At 67.6% G+C, this 15098-nt stretch carries 14 protein-coding genes; 6 read left to right on the top strand and 8 right to left on the bottom strand.

Annotation, left to right across the window (positions count from 1 at the left end):
• Positions 1 to 60: 60 nt before the first annotated feature.
• Positions 61 to 948, top strand: coding sequence for a LysR family transcriptional regulator (locus tag ACO06P_RS13355; RefSeq protein ID WP_420345732.1), 888 nt, complete (start codon positions 61 to 63; stop codon positions 946 to 948).
• 37 nt (positions 949 to 985) lie between these two features.
• Here ACO06P_RS13355 and ACO06P_RS13350 read toward each other — a convergent pair whose 3' ends face one another.
• The 4 genes from ACO06P_RS13350 to ACO06P_RS13335 form a co-directional block, all read right to left on the bottom strand.
• Positions 986 to 1633, bottom strand: coding sequence for a glutathione S-transferase family protein (locus ACO06P_RS13350; protein ID WP_420345731.1), 648 nt, complete (start codon positions 1631 to 1633; stop codon positions 986 to 988).
• Positions 1634 to 1667: 34 nt separating this feature from the next.
• Positions 1668 to 2081, bottom strand: coding sequence for an RNA-binding S4 domain-containing protein (locus ACO06P_RS13345; protein WP_420345730.1), 414 nt, complete (start codon positions 2079 to 2081; stop codon positions 1668 to 1670).
• Between the two features lie 49 nt (positions 2082 to 2130).
• Entirely contained in the window at positions 2131 to 4764 is a 2634-nt protein-coding gene (locus tag ACO06P_RS13340) for a helicase-related protein (protein WP_420345729.1), read from the bottom strand.
• 79 nt (positions 4765 to 4843) lie between these two features.
• On the bottom strand, positions 4844 to 5587 hold the full coding sequence (locus ACO06P_RS13335) for a protein-L-isoaspartate(D-aspartate) O-methyltransferase (RefSeq protein WP_420345728.1): 744 nt from the start codon (positions 5585 to 5587) through the stop codon (positions 4844 to 4846).
• Between the two features lie 186 nt (positions 5588 to 5773).
• Between ACO06P_RS13335 and htpG the strand changes: the two genes are divergently transcribed.
• On the top strand, positions 5774 to 7663 hold the full coding sequence (htpG, locus tag ACO06P_RS13330; protein ID WP_420345727.1) for a molecular chaperone HtpG: 1890 nt from the start codon (positions 5774 to 5776) through the stop codon (positions 7661 to 7663).
• 74 nt (positions 7664 to 7737) lie between these two features.
• Here the strand turns inward: htpG and ACO06P_RS13325 are convergent, their stop codons facing one another.
• A complete protein-coding gene (locus ACO06P_RS13325) occupies positions 7738 to 8553 on the bottom strand; it encodes a DUF1223 domain-containing protein (protein ID WP_420345726.1) in 816 nt (271 codons plus the stop codon).
• 104 nt (positions 8554 to 8657) lie between these two features.
• Complete coding sequence (locus ACO06P_RS13320) at positions 8658 to 9551, bottom strand: transglutaminase family protein (protein ID WP_420345725.1); 894 nt, start codon at positions 9549 to 9551, stop codon at positions 8658 to 8660.
• 180 nt (positions 9552 to 9731) lie between these two features.
• Here ACO06P_RS13320 and ACO06P_RS13315 point away from each other — a divergent pair, with 180 nt between their 5' ends.
• Positions 9732 to 10682: a cupin domain-containing protein gene (locus ACO06P_RS13315; protein WP_420345724.1), complete on the top strand. Its 951-nt coding sequence runs from the start codon at positions 9732 to 9734 to the stop codon at positions 10680 to 10682.
• A 137-nt stretch (positions 10683 to 10819) separates the two neighbouring features.
• Entirely contained in the window at positions 10820 to 11323 is a 504-nt protein-coding gene (locus tag ACO06P_RS13310; protein WP_420345723.1) for a YHS domain-containing (seleno)protein, read from the top strand.
• Positions 11324 to 11374: 51 nt separating this feature from the next.
• Here the strand turns inward: ACO06P_RS13310 and ACO06P_RS13305 are convergent, their stop codons facing one another.
• On the bottom strand, positions 11375 to 12688 hold the full coding sequence (locus ACO06P_RS13305; protein WP_420345722.1) for a hypothetical protein: 1314 nt from the start codon (positions 12686 to 12688) through the stop codon (positions 11375 to 11377).
• 157 nt (positions 12689 to 12845) lie between these two features.
• Between ACO06P_RS13305 and ACO06P_RS13300 the strand changes: the two genes are divergently transcribed.
• Positions 12846 to 13724 carry a LysR family transcriptional regulator gene (locus ACO06P_RS13300; RefSeq protein ID WP_420345721.1) on the top strand — a complete coding sequence of 293 codons (879 nt, stop codon included), beginning with the start codon at positions 12846 to 12848 and terminating at the stop codon, positions 13722 to 13724.
• 64 nt (positions 13725 to 13788) lie between these two features.
• Here ACO06P_RS13300 and ACO06P_RS13295 read toward each other — a convergent pair whose 3' ends face one another.
• Positions 13789 to 14046, bottom strand: a complete 258-nt coding sequence (locus ACO06P_RS13295) for a hypothetical protein (RefSeq protein WP_420345720.1) — start codon at positions 14044 to 14046, stop codon at positions 13789 to 13791.
• Between the two features lie 312 nt (positions 14047 to 14358).
• Here ACO06P_RS13295 and ACO06P_RS13290 point away from each other — a divergent pair, with 312 nt between their 5' ends.
• Entirely contained in the window at positions 14359 to 14724 is a 366-nt protein-coding gene (locus ACO06P_RS13290; protein WP_420345719.1) for an HU family DNA-binding protein, read from the top strand.
• Positions 14725 to 15098 lie beyond the last annotated feature (374 nt).

The following is a 15098-nucleotide window of genomic DNA, read 5'->3' as shown; positions in this document are numbered from 1 at the left end:
AAAGCATGACGATTACGATAAGTGAAATATTATGTTTGGATGAAATAATCGGGTTTGCTTATGGAAGTCTCGTCCCGCCATCTCCGCGCCTTCGTCACCGTTGCCGAGGCGATGAACTTCACCCGCGCAGCAGAGACCCTGGGCATATCGCAGCCCGCCCTGAGCGCGACCATACAGCAGCTTGAAGACATTCTGGCCGCGCGGCTCTTCGACCGGGCCGGCCGGCGGATGCGGCTGACCGAGGTGGGCCGCCTCTATCTGGGGATTGCCCAGCGGCTGCTCTATGAACTCGACAGTTCGCTCGGTGTGGTGCGCGATCTTGTGGATAAGCGCATCGGCAAGCTGCATGTCGCCGCCCTGCCGTCGGCGGCGTCCGAGATCGTGGCGCCGGCGCTCGCCCGCTTCTCCCAGACCTATCCGCAGATCCAACTCACGGTCCGCGATGCCCTCAACGCCGAAGTGATCGAGCGGGTGCGGCGCGGCGAGGTGGACATGGGCTTCGGCATTCCGGAGGGCGAAAGTCCGGCGCTTGATGTCGCGACGATTCTTCAGGACCGCTTTGTCGCCGTCCTGCCGATGGGCCATCCCCTGACCCGGCAGGCTGCGGTTTCCTGGGCCGCGCTCCGCGGACTGCCGCTGGTTCAGGTGGCGCCGGGATCGAACACCCGGCGCGTCGTCGACAGGCTTCTCGGCGGTGCAGACCGTGGCACCGGCGGCCGGATCGAGGCGCAGATCGTCTCCACCGCGGTCGGGCTGGTGGCCAACGGCCTCGGCGTTTCCGTGCTTTCCGAACTCAGCACGGTGCCCTTCGCGAAGCTGCGCGTCGTCGAGACCCGGCCATTGATCGATCCCGAGGTTTCGCGTCCGCTCAGTCTCATCACCCGTAAAGGCCAGACCCTGTCCCCCGCGGCGGAGGCCTTCCGCAGCCAGCTGCTCCGGACAGCCTGAGGCAATCTTTCAGCGCTCGTGCTCCGTAGCCCGCGGTTCAGGCTTCTGGGTTCCAGCCGCTGTTGAGGGCCTCGGCGCGGTTGTCCTGAACCTGGGCGAAGGCCGCAAGGCGCTCGCAGCGCAGCCGATGGGCCTGCAGCCGGGGATACCGCGTGGTGCTTTCTGCCGCCGGCAGCACGCGCTCCAGATACTGCATGGCCACGGCAACGGCCAGGTCGGCGCGGGTGAAGGCGCTGCCGCAGAACCACTCGCCATCCAACCGCTCTTCCAGCCAGGCGCAGATGGAGGCGATCTGCCGCTCCAGCCGTGCCCGCCAGGCCGGATCGCTGGTGCCGGGCGCCCGCCTGTTGTGCTCGATGCCGCGCTCGTAGATCTTCTCGGCAAGGGTGATGCCCACGACCTCCACCTGAAGGACACGGCGCCGCTCCGGCTGCTGTGCCGGGGCCAGCCGCCGCGCGGAGGGGGCGGTCTCGTCGAGGTAGTCGATGATGGTCCGGCTGTCGAACAGGGTCTCGCCGTCGTCCAGGATCAGCGCCGGCACCTTGCCCATCGGATTGACCGCGAGCATCGCGTCGAAGTCCCTGAAGACCGAGAGCACGCGGCGTTCGAAGGGATGGCCGTAGTGGTGCAGGGCGATGGCGACCCGGCGCACGAAGGGGGAATCGAACTGGCCGACGAGAATCACGGGCAACTCCTCTACACCCTGGTTGGCGGTCCGCTCATTCCGTCTCGCGCAGCCTGTCCAGATCGCGGCGCTCGCGTTTGGTCGGGCGGCCCGCGCCGGGTTGGCGGCGGCCTGCCCCGTCCGTCGGCGACGGGGTGCCCCGCGGAAGCCGGCTTTCGGCGTCCGGCGGCTTCAGGTCTTCGTAGAGCGCCTGGGCCTCGCTGGCCGGTCCGCGGCGTTCGGCCAGCGCCAGGATCTTGACGACGCGGATATGGCGCGCCTGGGGAAAGGTCAGCACGTCGCCGACCTTCACCTTGTGGTGGGGCTTCACGACGCCGAGGCCGGAGAGGCGCAGCTTGCCGGCCTGGCAGACCTTGCTGGCCAGACTGCGCGTCTTGAAGAAGCGCGCATACCAGAGCCACTTGTCGGCACGCAGCCCGCCGTTTGAGTCGCCGGCTTCGCCGCTCAAAGAACGCCGTCTCTCATATCAGCCGCCACGATCCTCATTCGCCCGCCCCTCAATCACCGCCGGGCGCCAGATCGCGCAGCACGGCAAAGGGCGAGTCGGCGTAGCGTTCGGCGCTCTCCTTGCCGCGCGGCTTCTTGCGTGCGGCGCCGCGCTTTGACTTCGGCCGGCCGGGTTTCCCGGCGCCTTTCTTCATCTGCGGCGCTTCGCTCTCCTGTGCTCCGGCAGCAGGTATCGGCCTGGCGCCCTTGCGCGCGAAGCACAGCCTGCCCTCGGCGTCCTTGCGGCGCCTGTAGCCGAGGGCGAAGAGCAGGGCGCCCAGGTCCTCCTCGCCGCAGTCGGCGAGCTTGCAGAGTTCGGGCGAGAGCGCGAGGGTTCCGCTCTCGGTGGCGGCGGCCTTGTAGGCATCGCGCCCCAGCCGCTCCAGCACGTCGGCGCGCGCTGCAAAGGACGGGCCGCCCTTGCGGGTCACCCGGCGGAATCCGATCGCGCAGCAGAAGCTGTCTCCCAGGGCCGCCGGCAGGGCCAGCCCTTTCAGCTCGAAGGTCTTGGTGCCCGACGGCGGCAGCGGCGGCACCTCCAGGCCCTCGCGGATCGCCCAGAGCCGGGCGCGCAGGGCCAGCATGCGCGGGTGCTGAAGGCGCGGCAGGAAGACGCTGGCGGCGCCGAGCCTCAGACCCAGGGCGGCCAGCGCCTTGCGGTCGGCCTTGGTCAGCAGCGCGATCTGGCCGCCGAGCGGCCGCCGCGGCAGGGTGCCCAGCGCCTCGACAAGCTGAAACAGGAGGCCGCGGCCCGGCGGCGAAAGCTGCACCGCCTGGGCCTCGAACAGCGGTTTCAGGGTGGCGCGGACGTGGCGCGTCAGCCAGGCGGCGCAGCGCTTGCGCAGACGCTCGCGCGCCGGTCCGTCGAGAAAGTCGCTGGATAGCACCTCGACCCGTGGGGTCAGTACCGTGTCGCCGGCCAGGATGCGCGCCACCGGGGTGCCGCGCCAGGCGATGGCGCTGCCGTCGAGGGCGAAGGCGCCGTCGTTGTCCTGCTCCAACTGCTTGATGCGCCGGGGAATCTCCCCGGTCAGGGCGCGGCGGGCCGCGGCCAGCAGCGGGCGGGCGTCTTCGCCGCGGGCGTTTTCGTCCAGCACGAAGCGGAAGCCGGCGATGCGGCCGACGAACTCGCCCTCCACCACCACCTCGCCGCTCTTGCGCACGGCGCCGATCAGATGGCTGTCGCTGCGCAGGCGGCGCACCAGAAAGGCCGCGCGGCGGTCGACGAAGCGTTGGGTCAGGCGCTCGTGCAGGGCATCCGAGAGCTGGTCCTCGATGGCCCGCGCCCGGTTCTGCCAGAGGCCGCTGTCATCCAGCCAGTCGCCGCGGTGGGTGATGTAGGTCCAGGTGCGAATGTGCGCCAGCCGCGCGATCAGCTGATCGATGTCGCCGTCGTTGCGCTCCAGCCGGTGCAGCTGCGCGCCCACCCAGGCTTCCGGCAGACGCCGGTCGTTTGTCATGAGCTTCAGGTAGATCTGCGCCAGCAACTGGGCGTGGTGGTCGGAGAGGATCTTGCGGAAGTCCGGCACCTGGCAGACCTCCCAGAGCAGGGCCACGGCCTCCGGCGTGGTGGCCAGGGCGGCGATCTCCGGCTGTTTGGCGAGGGAGGCCAGGGCGATCTGGTCGTCGGCCTCCTGCGCCAGCAGCAGTTCGCGCCGCGGCGGCTTGCGGTCCAGGCTCTTGAGCAGCGCCAGAGGATCGCTGAAGTCGAGATCGACGTTGCGCCAGTGGACGAAGGCCAGGGGATCGAAGCTGTGGCTCTCTACCGCCTCCACCAGACTGTCGGGCAGGGGGCCGATCTCGGTCGTGGTGCCGAAGGTGCCGTCGTTCATGTGGCGCCCCGCGCGCCCGGCGATCTGGCCCACCTCCGCCGCCGTCAGGCGGCGCTGGCCGCGCCCGTCGAACTTGCGCAGCTTGGCGAAAGCGACGTGGTCGAGGTTCAGGTTCAGGCCCATGCCGATGGCATCCGTGGCCACCAGATAGTCCACCTCGCCGCTTTCGAAGAGCTCGACCTGGGCGTTGCGGGTGCGCGGGCTGAGCGCCCCCAGCACCACGGCCGTGCCACCGCGCTGGCGGCGGATGAGCTCCGCCGTGGCGTAGACCTCCGAAGCAGAGAAGGCCACCACCGCTGAGCGCGGCGGCAGCCGCGTGAGCTTCTGCGGGCCGGTGTAGGTGAGGGTCGAAAAGCGCGGGCGGCCGATGTACTCGGCCTCCGGCACCAGGGCCTGGAGCACCGGGCGGATGGTCTCGGCCCCCAGAAACATGGTTTCGGCCAGGCCGCGGGCATGCAGCAGCCGGTCGGTGAACACATGGCCGCGCTCCGGATCGGCGCAGAGCTGGATCTCGTCGACGGCAAGGAAGGAGACCGGCCGGTCCACCGGCATGGACTCCACCGTGCAGCAGAAATAGCGGGCGTCCGGCGGTACGATCTTTTCCTCGCCGGTGACCAGCGCCACCTTGGCCGCCCCCTTGATCTGGACGATGCGGTCGTAGTTCTCCCTTGCCAGCAGGCGCAAGGGGAAGCCGATCATGCCGCTCGGGTGGCCCAGCATGCGGTCGATGGCCAGATAGGTCTTGCCGGTATTGGTCGGCCCCAGAACGGCGGTGATCTTCGCCTTCTCCCGGGCCTGCGCGAGAAGCGACATGCCCTGAGAATCGGGACTTTTCCGCCGCATTGCAAGGAATTCCCTGGGCCGGGCCTGGGCGAAAGATGGTTAACGGGCGTTACCGGCCTTGCGGTCGTTCACGCGGCTTGGTCAACGGCACGAAGGCGACGGGAAAGAGAGTGCGTTCGTGGATGCTGCCGTCGGCGGCTTTTTCGATGCGCAGCAGGGTTTGGGCCGGCAGGAACCAGTGGGCCGGCCCCCTGCCGGTCTTTTCCTCGACCGGGATGATGAGGCGCCCGCCGGGGGCGAGCTGTTCGACCAGCGCCGGGGGCACGCCTCGGGCTGCGGCGGTCACCAGGATGGCGTCGAAGGGCGCGGCCTCCGGCCAGCCGTCGGCGCCGTCGCCCTCCCGGCAGTGCACCCTGTCGTAGCCCAGGCGGGCCAGGCGCTCCGCCGCCTCGGCGGCCAGGCTGGGCACAACCTCCAGGCTGTAAACCTCGGCGCCGAGATCGGCCAGAACCGCGGCCTGGTAGCCGGAGCCTGTGCCCACCTCCAGCACCTTCGCGCCTGGGGTGACCTCGGCTTGGTCGCTCATCACCGCGACGATGAAGGGCTGGGAGATGGTCTGCCGCGCGCCGATGGGCAGCGGCCGGTTCTCGTAGGCCGCACTCTCCTCCAGCAGCGGCACGAAGCGGTGCCTGGGCACCCGGCCCATGGCCGCGAGGACCCTGGGGTCCAGGCGGTCCTTGCCCAGCCAGTCCGCGACCTCGCCGGCCTCCTTTTCGATGGCGCGCAGCATGTCTCTGCGCTCTTCCTGGCGCTCCGCTGCCTTCCGATCCGAGTCTGTATCGTGCTCTACCATGCCGGACTTTCCCCCGCGCGGCCTCCCTCACGGTCTCTCACGGGCCCCCGCAGGTCCCCGCCGCGGTCCCGGGGTCATCGTGAGACAGGACTTGCAGGGAGTATAGATTGCGCACATATGTCTCGGCGATTCCGCTCTGGAAAACCGGAGCGGCAAGCCGAGAACCGAAAACGGACAGTCAGACCCATGGCGCAGGAAGAATTGAAGTTCGAGGCGGAAGTCAGCCGCCTCCTCGATATCGTCGCCCACTCGCTCTACTCGGAGAAGGAGATTTTCCTCCGGGAACTGATCTCCAATGCCTCGGATGCCTGCGACCGCCTGCGTTACGCCGCGCTGACCCAGCCGGAACTCCTGGCCGAGGACAGCGGCTTCGCTATCCGCCTGAAGACCGATTCCGCCGCCAGGACCCTGACCATCGTCGACAACGGCATCGGCATGAACCGCCAGGACCTGATCGACAACCTGGGCACCATCGCGCGCTCCGGCACCGCCGCCTTCGTCGAGCAGCTGGAGAGCAAGGCCGAGGGGGCCAACCTGATCGGTCAGTTCGGCGTCGGCTTCTACTCCGCCTACATGGTCGCCCGGAAGGTCGAGGTGAGCACCCGCAGGGCCGGCGAGGCCGAGGGCTGGCGCTGGGCCTCCGACGGGCAGGGGGCCTTCACCATCGCCGAAGACCCGGAGGCCCCGGCGCGGGGCACCCGGATCGTCCTCCACCTGCGCGACGGCGACGAGGAGTACCTGGATGCCATGCGGATCCGCCAGGTGGTCTCCACCTATTCCGACCACATCGCCGTGCCGGTGGTGCTGGAATCGCGCAAGGAGGACGAGCCCGACGAGACGCTGAATGCCGCCTCGGCGCTCTGGACGCGGCCCAAGAGCGACATCACCGAGGAGCAGTACAAGGAGTTCTATCACCACGTCGGGCACACCTTCGACGATCCCTGGCTGCGCCTGCACTTCAAGGCCGAGGGCATGCTGGAATACACCGGGCTGCTGTTCATTCCCTCCTCCAAGCCCTTCGATCTCTTCCACCCGGACCGCAAGACCGGCATCAAGCTCTACGTGAAACGGGTCTTCATCACCGACGACTGCAGCGAGCTGGTGCCGTCCTACCTGCGCTTCCTGCGCGGCATCGTCGACACCGAGGACCTGCCGCTGAACATCAGCCGCGAACTGCTGCAGAACAATCCGCGTCTGGCCAAGATCCGCACCGCGCTCAGCAAGCGCGTGCTGAGCGAACTCAAGAAGAAGGCGGAGAAGGCGCCGGAGGACTACGCCAGGTTTTGGGACGCCTTCGGTCCGGTGCTGAAGGAAGGCCTCTACGAGGACTCCAATCAGCGCGACACCCTGCTGTCGCTGGCCCGCTTCCGTTCCACAGCCGGGGATGACCTGGTCAGCCTTGCCGACTATGTCGCGCGCATGAAGCCCGGCCAGGAGGCGATCTACACCATCACCGGCGACAACCCCGAGGTCCTGGCCAAGAGCCCGCAGCTCGAGGGCTTTGCCGCCAAGGGCATCGAGGTGCTGCTGTTGAGCGACCCGGTGGACGACTTCTGGCTGACCTCGGTGCCGGACTTTGACGGCAAGCCCTTCAAGTCGGTCACCCGCGGGGCCGCCGACCTGGAGAAGGTGACCAAGGCCGAAGGCGATCAGGACGACGAGGTGGAGACACCGAAGGAAACCTCTCCGGCCCTCGATGCGCTCATCGCCTTCGTGAAGCTGACCCTCAAGGACGAGGTGAAGGACGTGCGGGTTTCGGCGCGGCTGACCAGCAGTCCGGTCTGCCTCGTTGCCGACGAGGGCGATCTCGATATGCACCTGGAGCGCCTGCTGAAGCAGCAGCGCCAGCTCGACCACAGCTCGGCGCGCATCCTGGAGATCAATCCGGACCACGGCCTGATCACGGCCCTGGCCGGACAGATCGGGCAGGAGGGCGCCGGCGGCGTGGTGGAGGATGCGGCCTGGCTGCTGCTCGATCAGGCGCGCATCATCGAAGGCGAAGCCCTGCCCGATCCCGCCGCCTTCTCCCGCCGCCTCTCGGCGCTCGTCGAAAAGGGGCTCGTGTCAGGGGGCTAGTGTTCAGCCGGCCCGGGCGGGCGGGCGCCAAATCAAACCCCAGAGCTCCTGCTCCGGCGTTGTCGGGCAGCGGCTCAGCTCGTTTCGTCGAGGTCGAGGATGGCGGCGCCCAGCACCGGGCCGGTGGTGCCGGCCTGGACGATGACGGCACAGCCGCCGCGGCCGTCGCGCTGCGCGGCGGCGAAGTCCAGGGGAAACTCCATCGCCTCGCCGGTCCAGCGGCCGAGTTTGCGGAACTCCCGCACCACGTTGGCGTTGTGGATCGAGCGGCCGCGGTTCTCGCCGCGCGCCACGTCGGTGTCGTGGTCGTCGTCGAACATGACGAGATAGACGGTGGCGCCTTCCGGCGGCGCATCGCCGGCCGAAAGCGTGACCTTCCCGCCGCCGTCCTCCACCATCCGCACCTCAAGACCGCCCGGACGGCGGGCCTCCTTTTCGATGGCTTCGGCAACCGCACCGCGACGGCTGCCGACCACGTCGCGGCGCCCGTCGACCACGATCTGCGGGGTGTAGACGTAGCGCAGGCCGAGCGCGCGCGCATAGTCGCGCTGGCGCTGGGTGTGCGCGGGCGAGGCGAAGGGGTCCTTCCAGCCGATGTAGTCCCAGTAATCGACATGGAAGGAGAGCGCCAGGAGGCCGGGCTGATCGGCCAGTTCGTCCAGCAGGGCATCGGCCGGCGGGCAGGAACTGCAGCCCTGGGAGGTGAAGAGTTCGACCACCACCGGGCTGCTGTCCGCGCTGTCGGCGGCCAGCTGAAGTGCTGGTTGGAGAGGCTCTGTCCCGGCCGCCCCGGCCAGAGGCGTCGGCGCCTTGGTGACGGCCTGACCGGCCCAGACCGCAAGGCCTGCGGCGAGGACGGCGACTCCGAATACGAAGGATTTGCGACCCATGGGCGGGGACGTTACGGGGCGCCGCGCTCACTGGCTAATCACGTTCCGGTGACGCTGTCCGAGGCGATGCGAATGTCCCTAGAGCCTTGAAGGATTTAGGAATTTCAGCCTTCTTCGGGTTTGGTCACCTCGACATCCACGGTCATCTCGACGAAGTCCTCCGCCGCGCCGTAGTAGCTGCCCTGCAGCGGCAGCGCCTGGAAGGGCTCGCGGGCCACGGCAACGCGAATCAGATTGGCGCCGCCGACCTGGCCGTTGGTGGGGTCGAACTCCACCCAGCCGGCGCCGGGCAGATAGACCTGCACCCAGGCGTGGGTGTCGCCGCCGCCCTTCAGGCTGGTATCGGCCACGCCGCCGGTCTCGGTCGCCGGGTCGTAGAGATAGCCGGAGACGAAACGGGCGGCGAAGCCGAGGGCGCGTACGGCGCCCATCATGAAGAGCGCCAGGTCGCGGCAGGTGCCGCTGCCCCGTTCCAGGGTCTCCACCGGCGTCTGCACCCCGAAGGCGTAGCGCCGTTCGTAGCCGAACTCCGCCTGCACCGCCGTGTTGATCCGTTGCAGCAGGTCCTGGGTGCCGACGGGTCCGCCGTTGTCGAGAAAGCGCTTCACCCAGGCGTCCACCTTGCGCTCCGGGTCCGGGTAGTGGCGCTCCACCGAGCGGCCCAGGTCGGCAATGTCCTCGGCCGGATAGCTGAAGGGATAGGTCTGGGCGTAGGGCTCGATCGGGAAGTCCGGGTAGCTGAGGCCGTAGTGGTCGATGACGATGCGGCTCTCGAAGCGAAGCTCGCTGGCCGCCTCCTGGAAGGAGGCGATGGTGATCGAGTTGGAGAAGACGTCGTGCATCCAGCGGATCTCGGCCGCAGGCGAAATCGTCAGCGCGGTATCCACCAGCCGGATGTCGTGGCTGTCGCGCGGGCGGAACATCAGGCGATGCTCGCCGAAGGTTACGGGCCGGTGATAGCGGTAGACCGTCGTGTGGCAGACCGACAGCAGGGACATGGGGGCTCGTCGTGGTGAAGGGCGCGCCATCCTAACGGAAAGGGAGTCCGCCGCTCAAGCGCTGCCGCCGGATATCACTCTGCAAATGCCAATCCCGTGCGGGGGCCGTAGGCCATGTCATCTGGACAACTATGGGCCCAGTTCTTATCTGACCGTCCAACGGAAAGGGACTCTTCTGCCATGGACGTTCTGAGCGACATCCTCGACCTCCTGCAGCTGCGCGGCAGCCTCTACTTCCGCACCGCCTTCTCGCCGCCCTGGTCGGTGGCGGTGCCGTCCTTGGGGCGGGCGGCGCGGTTTCACCTGGCGGTCCAGGGCGCCTGCCGGGTGCGGGTCGGCAGCGATGCCGAGGTGCGGCTCAATGCCGGCGACCTGATCCTCATTCCCAACGGCAGCGCCCATGTGCTGGAGGACTTCGAAGCGAACGCCCGGACGGAGGCCGAGCCGGCGCCGTTGGAACGGGTGCTTCGGGACAGTGGCTTCGCCGGTGAGGGGGTGCTGGTCTACGGCGGTGAAGCGCAGGAGGATGCGGCCACCAAGCTGGTCTGCGGCCACTTCACCTTTGCCGAGGGCGCGGACCATCCGCTGCTGCGGGCGCTGCCGCCCTATCTGCTGGTGACTGCCGAGCGGCGCGCGCGCAATCCCTGGCTGGACGAACTGATGCGCCTGATCGCCCGGCAGATGTTCGCCGAGGCGCCGGGCATGACCGCCTCGGTGATCCGCCTTTCCGAGGCGCTGTTCATCGAGGTCGTGCGCAGTTGCGCCGACCAGGACGAAGCCCTGCGCGGCATCCTCACCGCCCTGGGCGACCCGCGTATTGGCCGCGCGCTCGGCCTGATGCACCACCGGATGGAGCAGGACTGGACCCTGGAGAGCCTGTCGCGGGAGGTCGGCCTGTCGCGCAGCCGCTTCGCCGAGCAGTTCCAGACCCTGATGCGCTGCGCGCCCATGGGCTATCTGACCGACCTACGCCTGGACAAGGCCAAGGCGCTGCTCGCCACCACCAGCGATCCGGTCCAGCGCATCGCCCGGCAGGTCGGGTACCATTCGCCAGCGGCCTTCTCGCGCGCCTTCGCGAACCGCTACGGCCACAGCCCGAAAGGCGTTCGCCAGGCAGAGGTTTCCGCCTAGTTTTTGCGGATCGTCCGGAAGACTATGCTGTTCATTCGGTTTTCAGACATGTTTCTTGTCTGAAAGGCTCGTTCTCCCATATCCGGCTGGACCCGGCGCCAGATGCGCCGGACCACCGCAAACCCAGGAGAACAGCAATGACCTTTTCCAAGAACCCGCTTTCCAAACTCGCCCTGGCAGCCCTGGTCGCGACCAGCCTGATTGGCGGACTGGCGTCGGCTGAGGCGGCCGATGAACTGAACGTCGTGCCCGGCCTGTCCATTGCCGGCGCGCCGCTGGCTCTGCACGGCTACGACCCGGTCGCCTACTTTACCGACGGCGGACCGCGCCGCGGCTCCGACAGCCTGGTGCATGTTCACGACGGCGCGGCCTACCGCTTCGCCAGCCAGGCCAATCTCGACCGCTTCAAGCAGGCGCCGGACCGCTATGCGCCGCAGTACGGCGGCTTCTGCGCCTACGGGGTTTCGGTGGGCAAGAAGTTCGACGGCGATCCCACGCTCTGGAAGATCGACGACGGCAAGCTCTACCTCAATCTCAACGAGGAGATCTATGAGACCTTCCTGCAGGATGTGGACGGCAACGTCAAAAAGGCCGACCGCAACTGGGACGACATCGAGCACGTCGCCGCCGGCGACCTTTGAGACCGGCCCGGAGCTGGGGGAGGGCCGCGCCCTCCCCACAGCGGGTCCGGCCTAGTTCACCAGCATCGTCGAGTGCGGGCCGTGCGGCACGGCGATGCTCGTGCGGGTCTGCACCAGCTTCGGCTCTGGCCCTTCCACCAGGCGCCAGAAGTCGATGGAGCCGCCTTCGGCGCCGCCCCGATGCTGATCGAAATTGACCACTGCGATGTAGCGGCCGGAGGCATCGAAGGTCGCGGCTTCCGGCAGAATGCCGTCGTAGTAGTAGGTGCCGACAGTCGTCAGCGCGCCGCTTTCTCTGTCGATATCGATCAGCGTCAGGGAGGCATAAGGCGTATGCCGGGCGTCCTCCGCCGGCGCGTAGGACACTTCCAGGTTGGTGGTGACGGCCCATTCGCCGTCCGGCGAGATCGCAATGCCCTCGGGCGAGGCGCCGGTCGGCGACCGCCCGACGATCTGATGGCGCGGGCCGCGCTCGCTGCCGCCTTCGGCATCGAAGCGGATCGACATGACGTCGCCGTCGACCGCTTCGGTCCAGATCCCGGGCACATCCGGACCCCAGAAGAGATTGCCGGTCAGATAGTGGGCGCCGTCCGGCGTGAAGCGGCCCATGAAGGGGTACTTGGAGGTCAGGACGGCGTTGCCCCAGGCTTCCAGAGAGACTTCGGCGCCGTCGCGGATCACCCGGGCGAAGTGAACCACCGCCTGGTCAACGGTGTGAATGGCGACGAAGTCCTGGGTCGGGTGCCATTCCACATGGCTGATCCGCTGCTCGGCTGCGATGGCCGGCAGGCTGGCATAGCTGACCGCACCCAACGCGTCCTCCTGGCGCTGGACGAAGGCGATACCCCGTCCGTCGGTCTGGTGCAGGGCGACCGCGATGACCGACCCATCCGGGCTGATGGAGAGGCCGTCGAGACGATTGCCGACCGCGGCGCTGTCGACGACCCGCGGGGCTGCCGGATCGGAGATGTCGACCAGGATCAGCTGGGTGCCGATCGGCAGGTCCCCGAAGGTCTCGCCGGAGTCCGGGCGCGGCCCGAAACTCTCCGAGACGACGGCGAAGCGACCGTCCGGGGTAACGGCAACGGCGGTGGGGGCACCGGCTACCGAGTTCGAGACCGGCACACTCGCCAGCGACAGATCGTCCAGCGAGAGCACGCTCAGGAGGTCGGTGCTTTCGCGCGCGCCGAGCTGTCCGTTGACGTAGGCCGATGCGACCATGTCGCCGTCGTGAATCGACACGATGGCGCTGCCTTGAAGTCCGGGCAGTCCCGCGGGTTCGGCGCCAGCGGTTCCCGCCGCAAGGGCCGGGCCGACCGCGAAGGCCAAGGCGGCAGCGCAGGTAGTCAGGTAGGTATCTTTCATCCTCTTTTTCCCATGGTGTGCATCGCCTTTGCAGGGCGTGCTTTCGGTTGCTCCACAGGCTGCGACGTGGGTGATGGAAAGGGGCAGGACAAATTCAAAGTCCTGGCCTATTATTCGCTGTAAGCGAATAATAGGCTCTTAAGGATCGGAATCGCGTATGGAGCTGAAGGCGATCCGCCTGTTTTCGGTGCTGGCCGAGGAACTGCATTTCGGCCGGGCGGCGCGGCGGGCCGGCGTCACCCAGTCGGTGCTGTCGGTTCAGATCAGACGCCTGGAAGACCTGCTCGGCGCCGATCTCTTCATCCGCTCCACGCGCGAGGTGCGCCTAACCGAGGTGGGCGCCGTGTTTCGCGACGAGGCGCTGGGCATCCTGCGCCGCGTGGATCAGGCGACCCGCGCTGCGAAGGCGGCCGCCTCGGGCAGCGGACGGCTGATCCGCATCGGCATCACATCGGCCGTCGAGGTCTCCGGCCTGATGGACAGGGTCGCCGCCTTCCGCGCCATGCGGCCGGACATCCAGGTTCTGGTGCGCGAACTGGGTACCGTGGAACAGGAGGCTGCGCTGGGCAGCGGCGAGATCGACATCGGCATCCTGCATCCGCCCCTCGACCGCCGCGATCTGGTTGCGGAGATCATGACGGAAGACGCCTTCCGCGCCGTCTTCCACCCGGACTTCTTCGATCTGGGTCGGAAGGCTTCTTGGCGGAAGGTCTTTGCCCATCCGCTCGTGTTCTATCCCCGCCGCAGGGCGCCGCGGTTTCACGATCGGCTCATCGCCTTCGCCGAGCATCGGGGTCTGACGGCGAACATCGTCGTCGAGGCGGAGAGCTTTCTGGCCGCGGTGGCCATGGCGCAGGCGGGTCTGGGCGTTGCGCTGCTGCCGCAGCAGTTGATCCCCCTGCAGCGCGGCCTCACGGTTCTGCCCCTGCCCCGCGACTGCCCGCTGACCCTGGTGACGGCTGCCGCGATCCACGAAAGCCGTGCCAAGGACGTCGCGGTTACGGCCTGCCTGGAGTCCCTCAGAAAAAGTGCTTAACGCACCACCAGGCGGCGGCCGACGGACGCTTCAGGTCCTGCCCGGCATCACTTCCGGCCGGACGTCACTGCCCGTTCCTGAACAGCCGGCCTGTGATCGGCCGCGTCATCGAGAGCAGCAGAACCGCGCCCGCGAAGGCGCCGAAGACCATGCCGGGCTTGTCGAGCGCCGGAAGAACCTGCTCTGCCGCCAGGCCGCCCAGGAACGCCCCGGTTGCACAGATCACGATGTTCAGAGGCAGCGCGCGCAGCGCATCGCGCAGGTAAATCGCAGCGAGCCAGGCGACGACATGGCCGATGTTGAGCACGACAATTTGACTCATAGGGTCCATTTGATTCAGGGGATCCATCGAAAAGCCCCCTTTGGAAGCGATCGGCTGTAAGCACCGCGGATGGAACCGCGTTCAGTATCGCCGCATCGTCGCCATGCTTCAACAGGCCGTACGTCGGACGGCTCCGACTGCGATGAGCGTGGCTACGCGTTTTTGTATGCCGTGCTTCAAACAAAACGCTGGCCATCGCGAACATTTAACGTTTCATTAACCATCGTTTGCGTAAGGAGGCGAAACCCGCTATTGCGGCGGTGTTTCAGTTCGATCCCGTAGTCATGCGGGGCCCAACACGAGGGGGAAAATATGACAGTAACGAAATCCCAGCTTGCCGATGCTTATGCTGCAGCTCTGACCAAGTCGCTCGGCGATGACTGGGGAACAAGTTTCAGCCGCAGGGACGCGAGCAAGCTGCTCGATGCGCTATGGCCGGTCATGTCCGACCTGGCGCTGAAGGACACCAGCAAGTCGACGCCGGGTTCCGTGCCGATGGGCAACCTCGGCCGCCTCAAGATGCGCTACAAGGCGGCGACCAAGGCGCGTAAGGGCACCAACCCCTTTACCGGCGAGCCGACCACCTTCAAGGCCAAGCCCGCGACCCTGACGCCGCGATTTACGGCCGGCAAGGCGCTGAAGGACCAGGCCAGCAAGTACTCCCGGAAGCTCAAGTAGCCTGCCGAAGCAGCCGCGCGCCGTCCCGGCGCGCGGTCTTCCATGTGACTGATGTGATGTGCCCCGCGCGCTTTTCCTCGGGCGGGCCCGCCCGGGATGAGCGCTGCGGGCGCGTCATTCCGGTCTTGGCGGATCTTGCCAGGGTGCCCGTTTTTTTCCGGGTACCCGCGCTCTTTCAGACCCTCTGCTTCAAGACCCCTGCGTGAAACCTCTGGCGCAGACCACCGAAAGTGCGATGGCTTGATCGTGCATTGCGCTTTATCGTCTCGCCGCGCCAGCGGCGGCTGACCCGGAACGGTCACCATTTTCGTGCAGACTCCCTGAAGCGGCTCGATCCGAGTCGGCGGCCCTTGCTGCAGGATTTGACAGGTGGA

The organism is Pelagibius sp. (genome assembly GCF_965227505.1).
Taxonomy (GTDB): domain Bacteria; phylum Pseudomonadota; class Alphaproteobacteria; order Kiloniellales; family Kiloniellaceae; genus Pelagibius.
The sequence above is the reverse complement of the archived record's forward strand: the minus strand, read 5'-3'. Positions and strand labels throughout refer to the sequence as shown.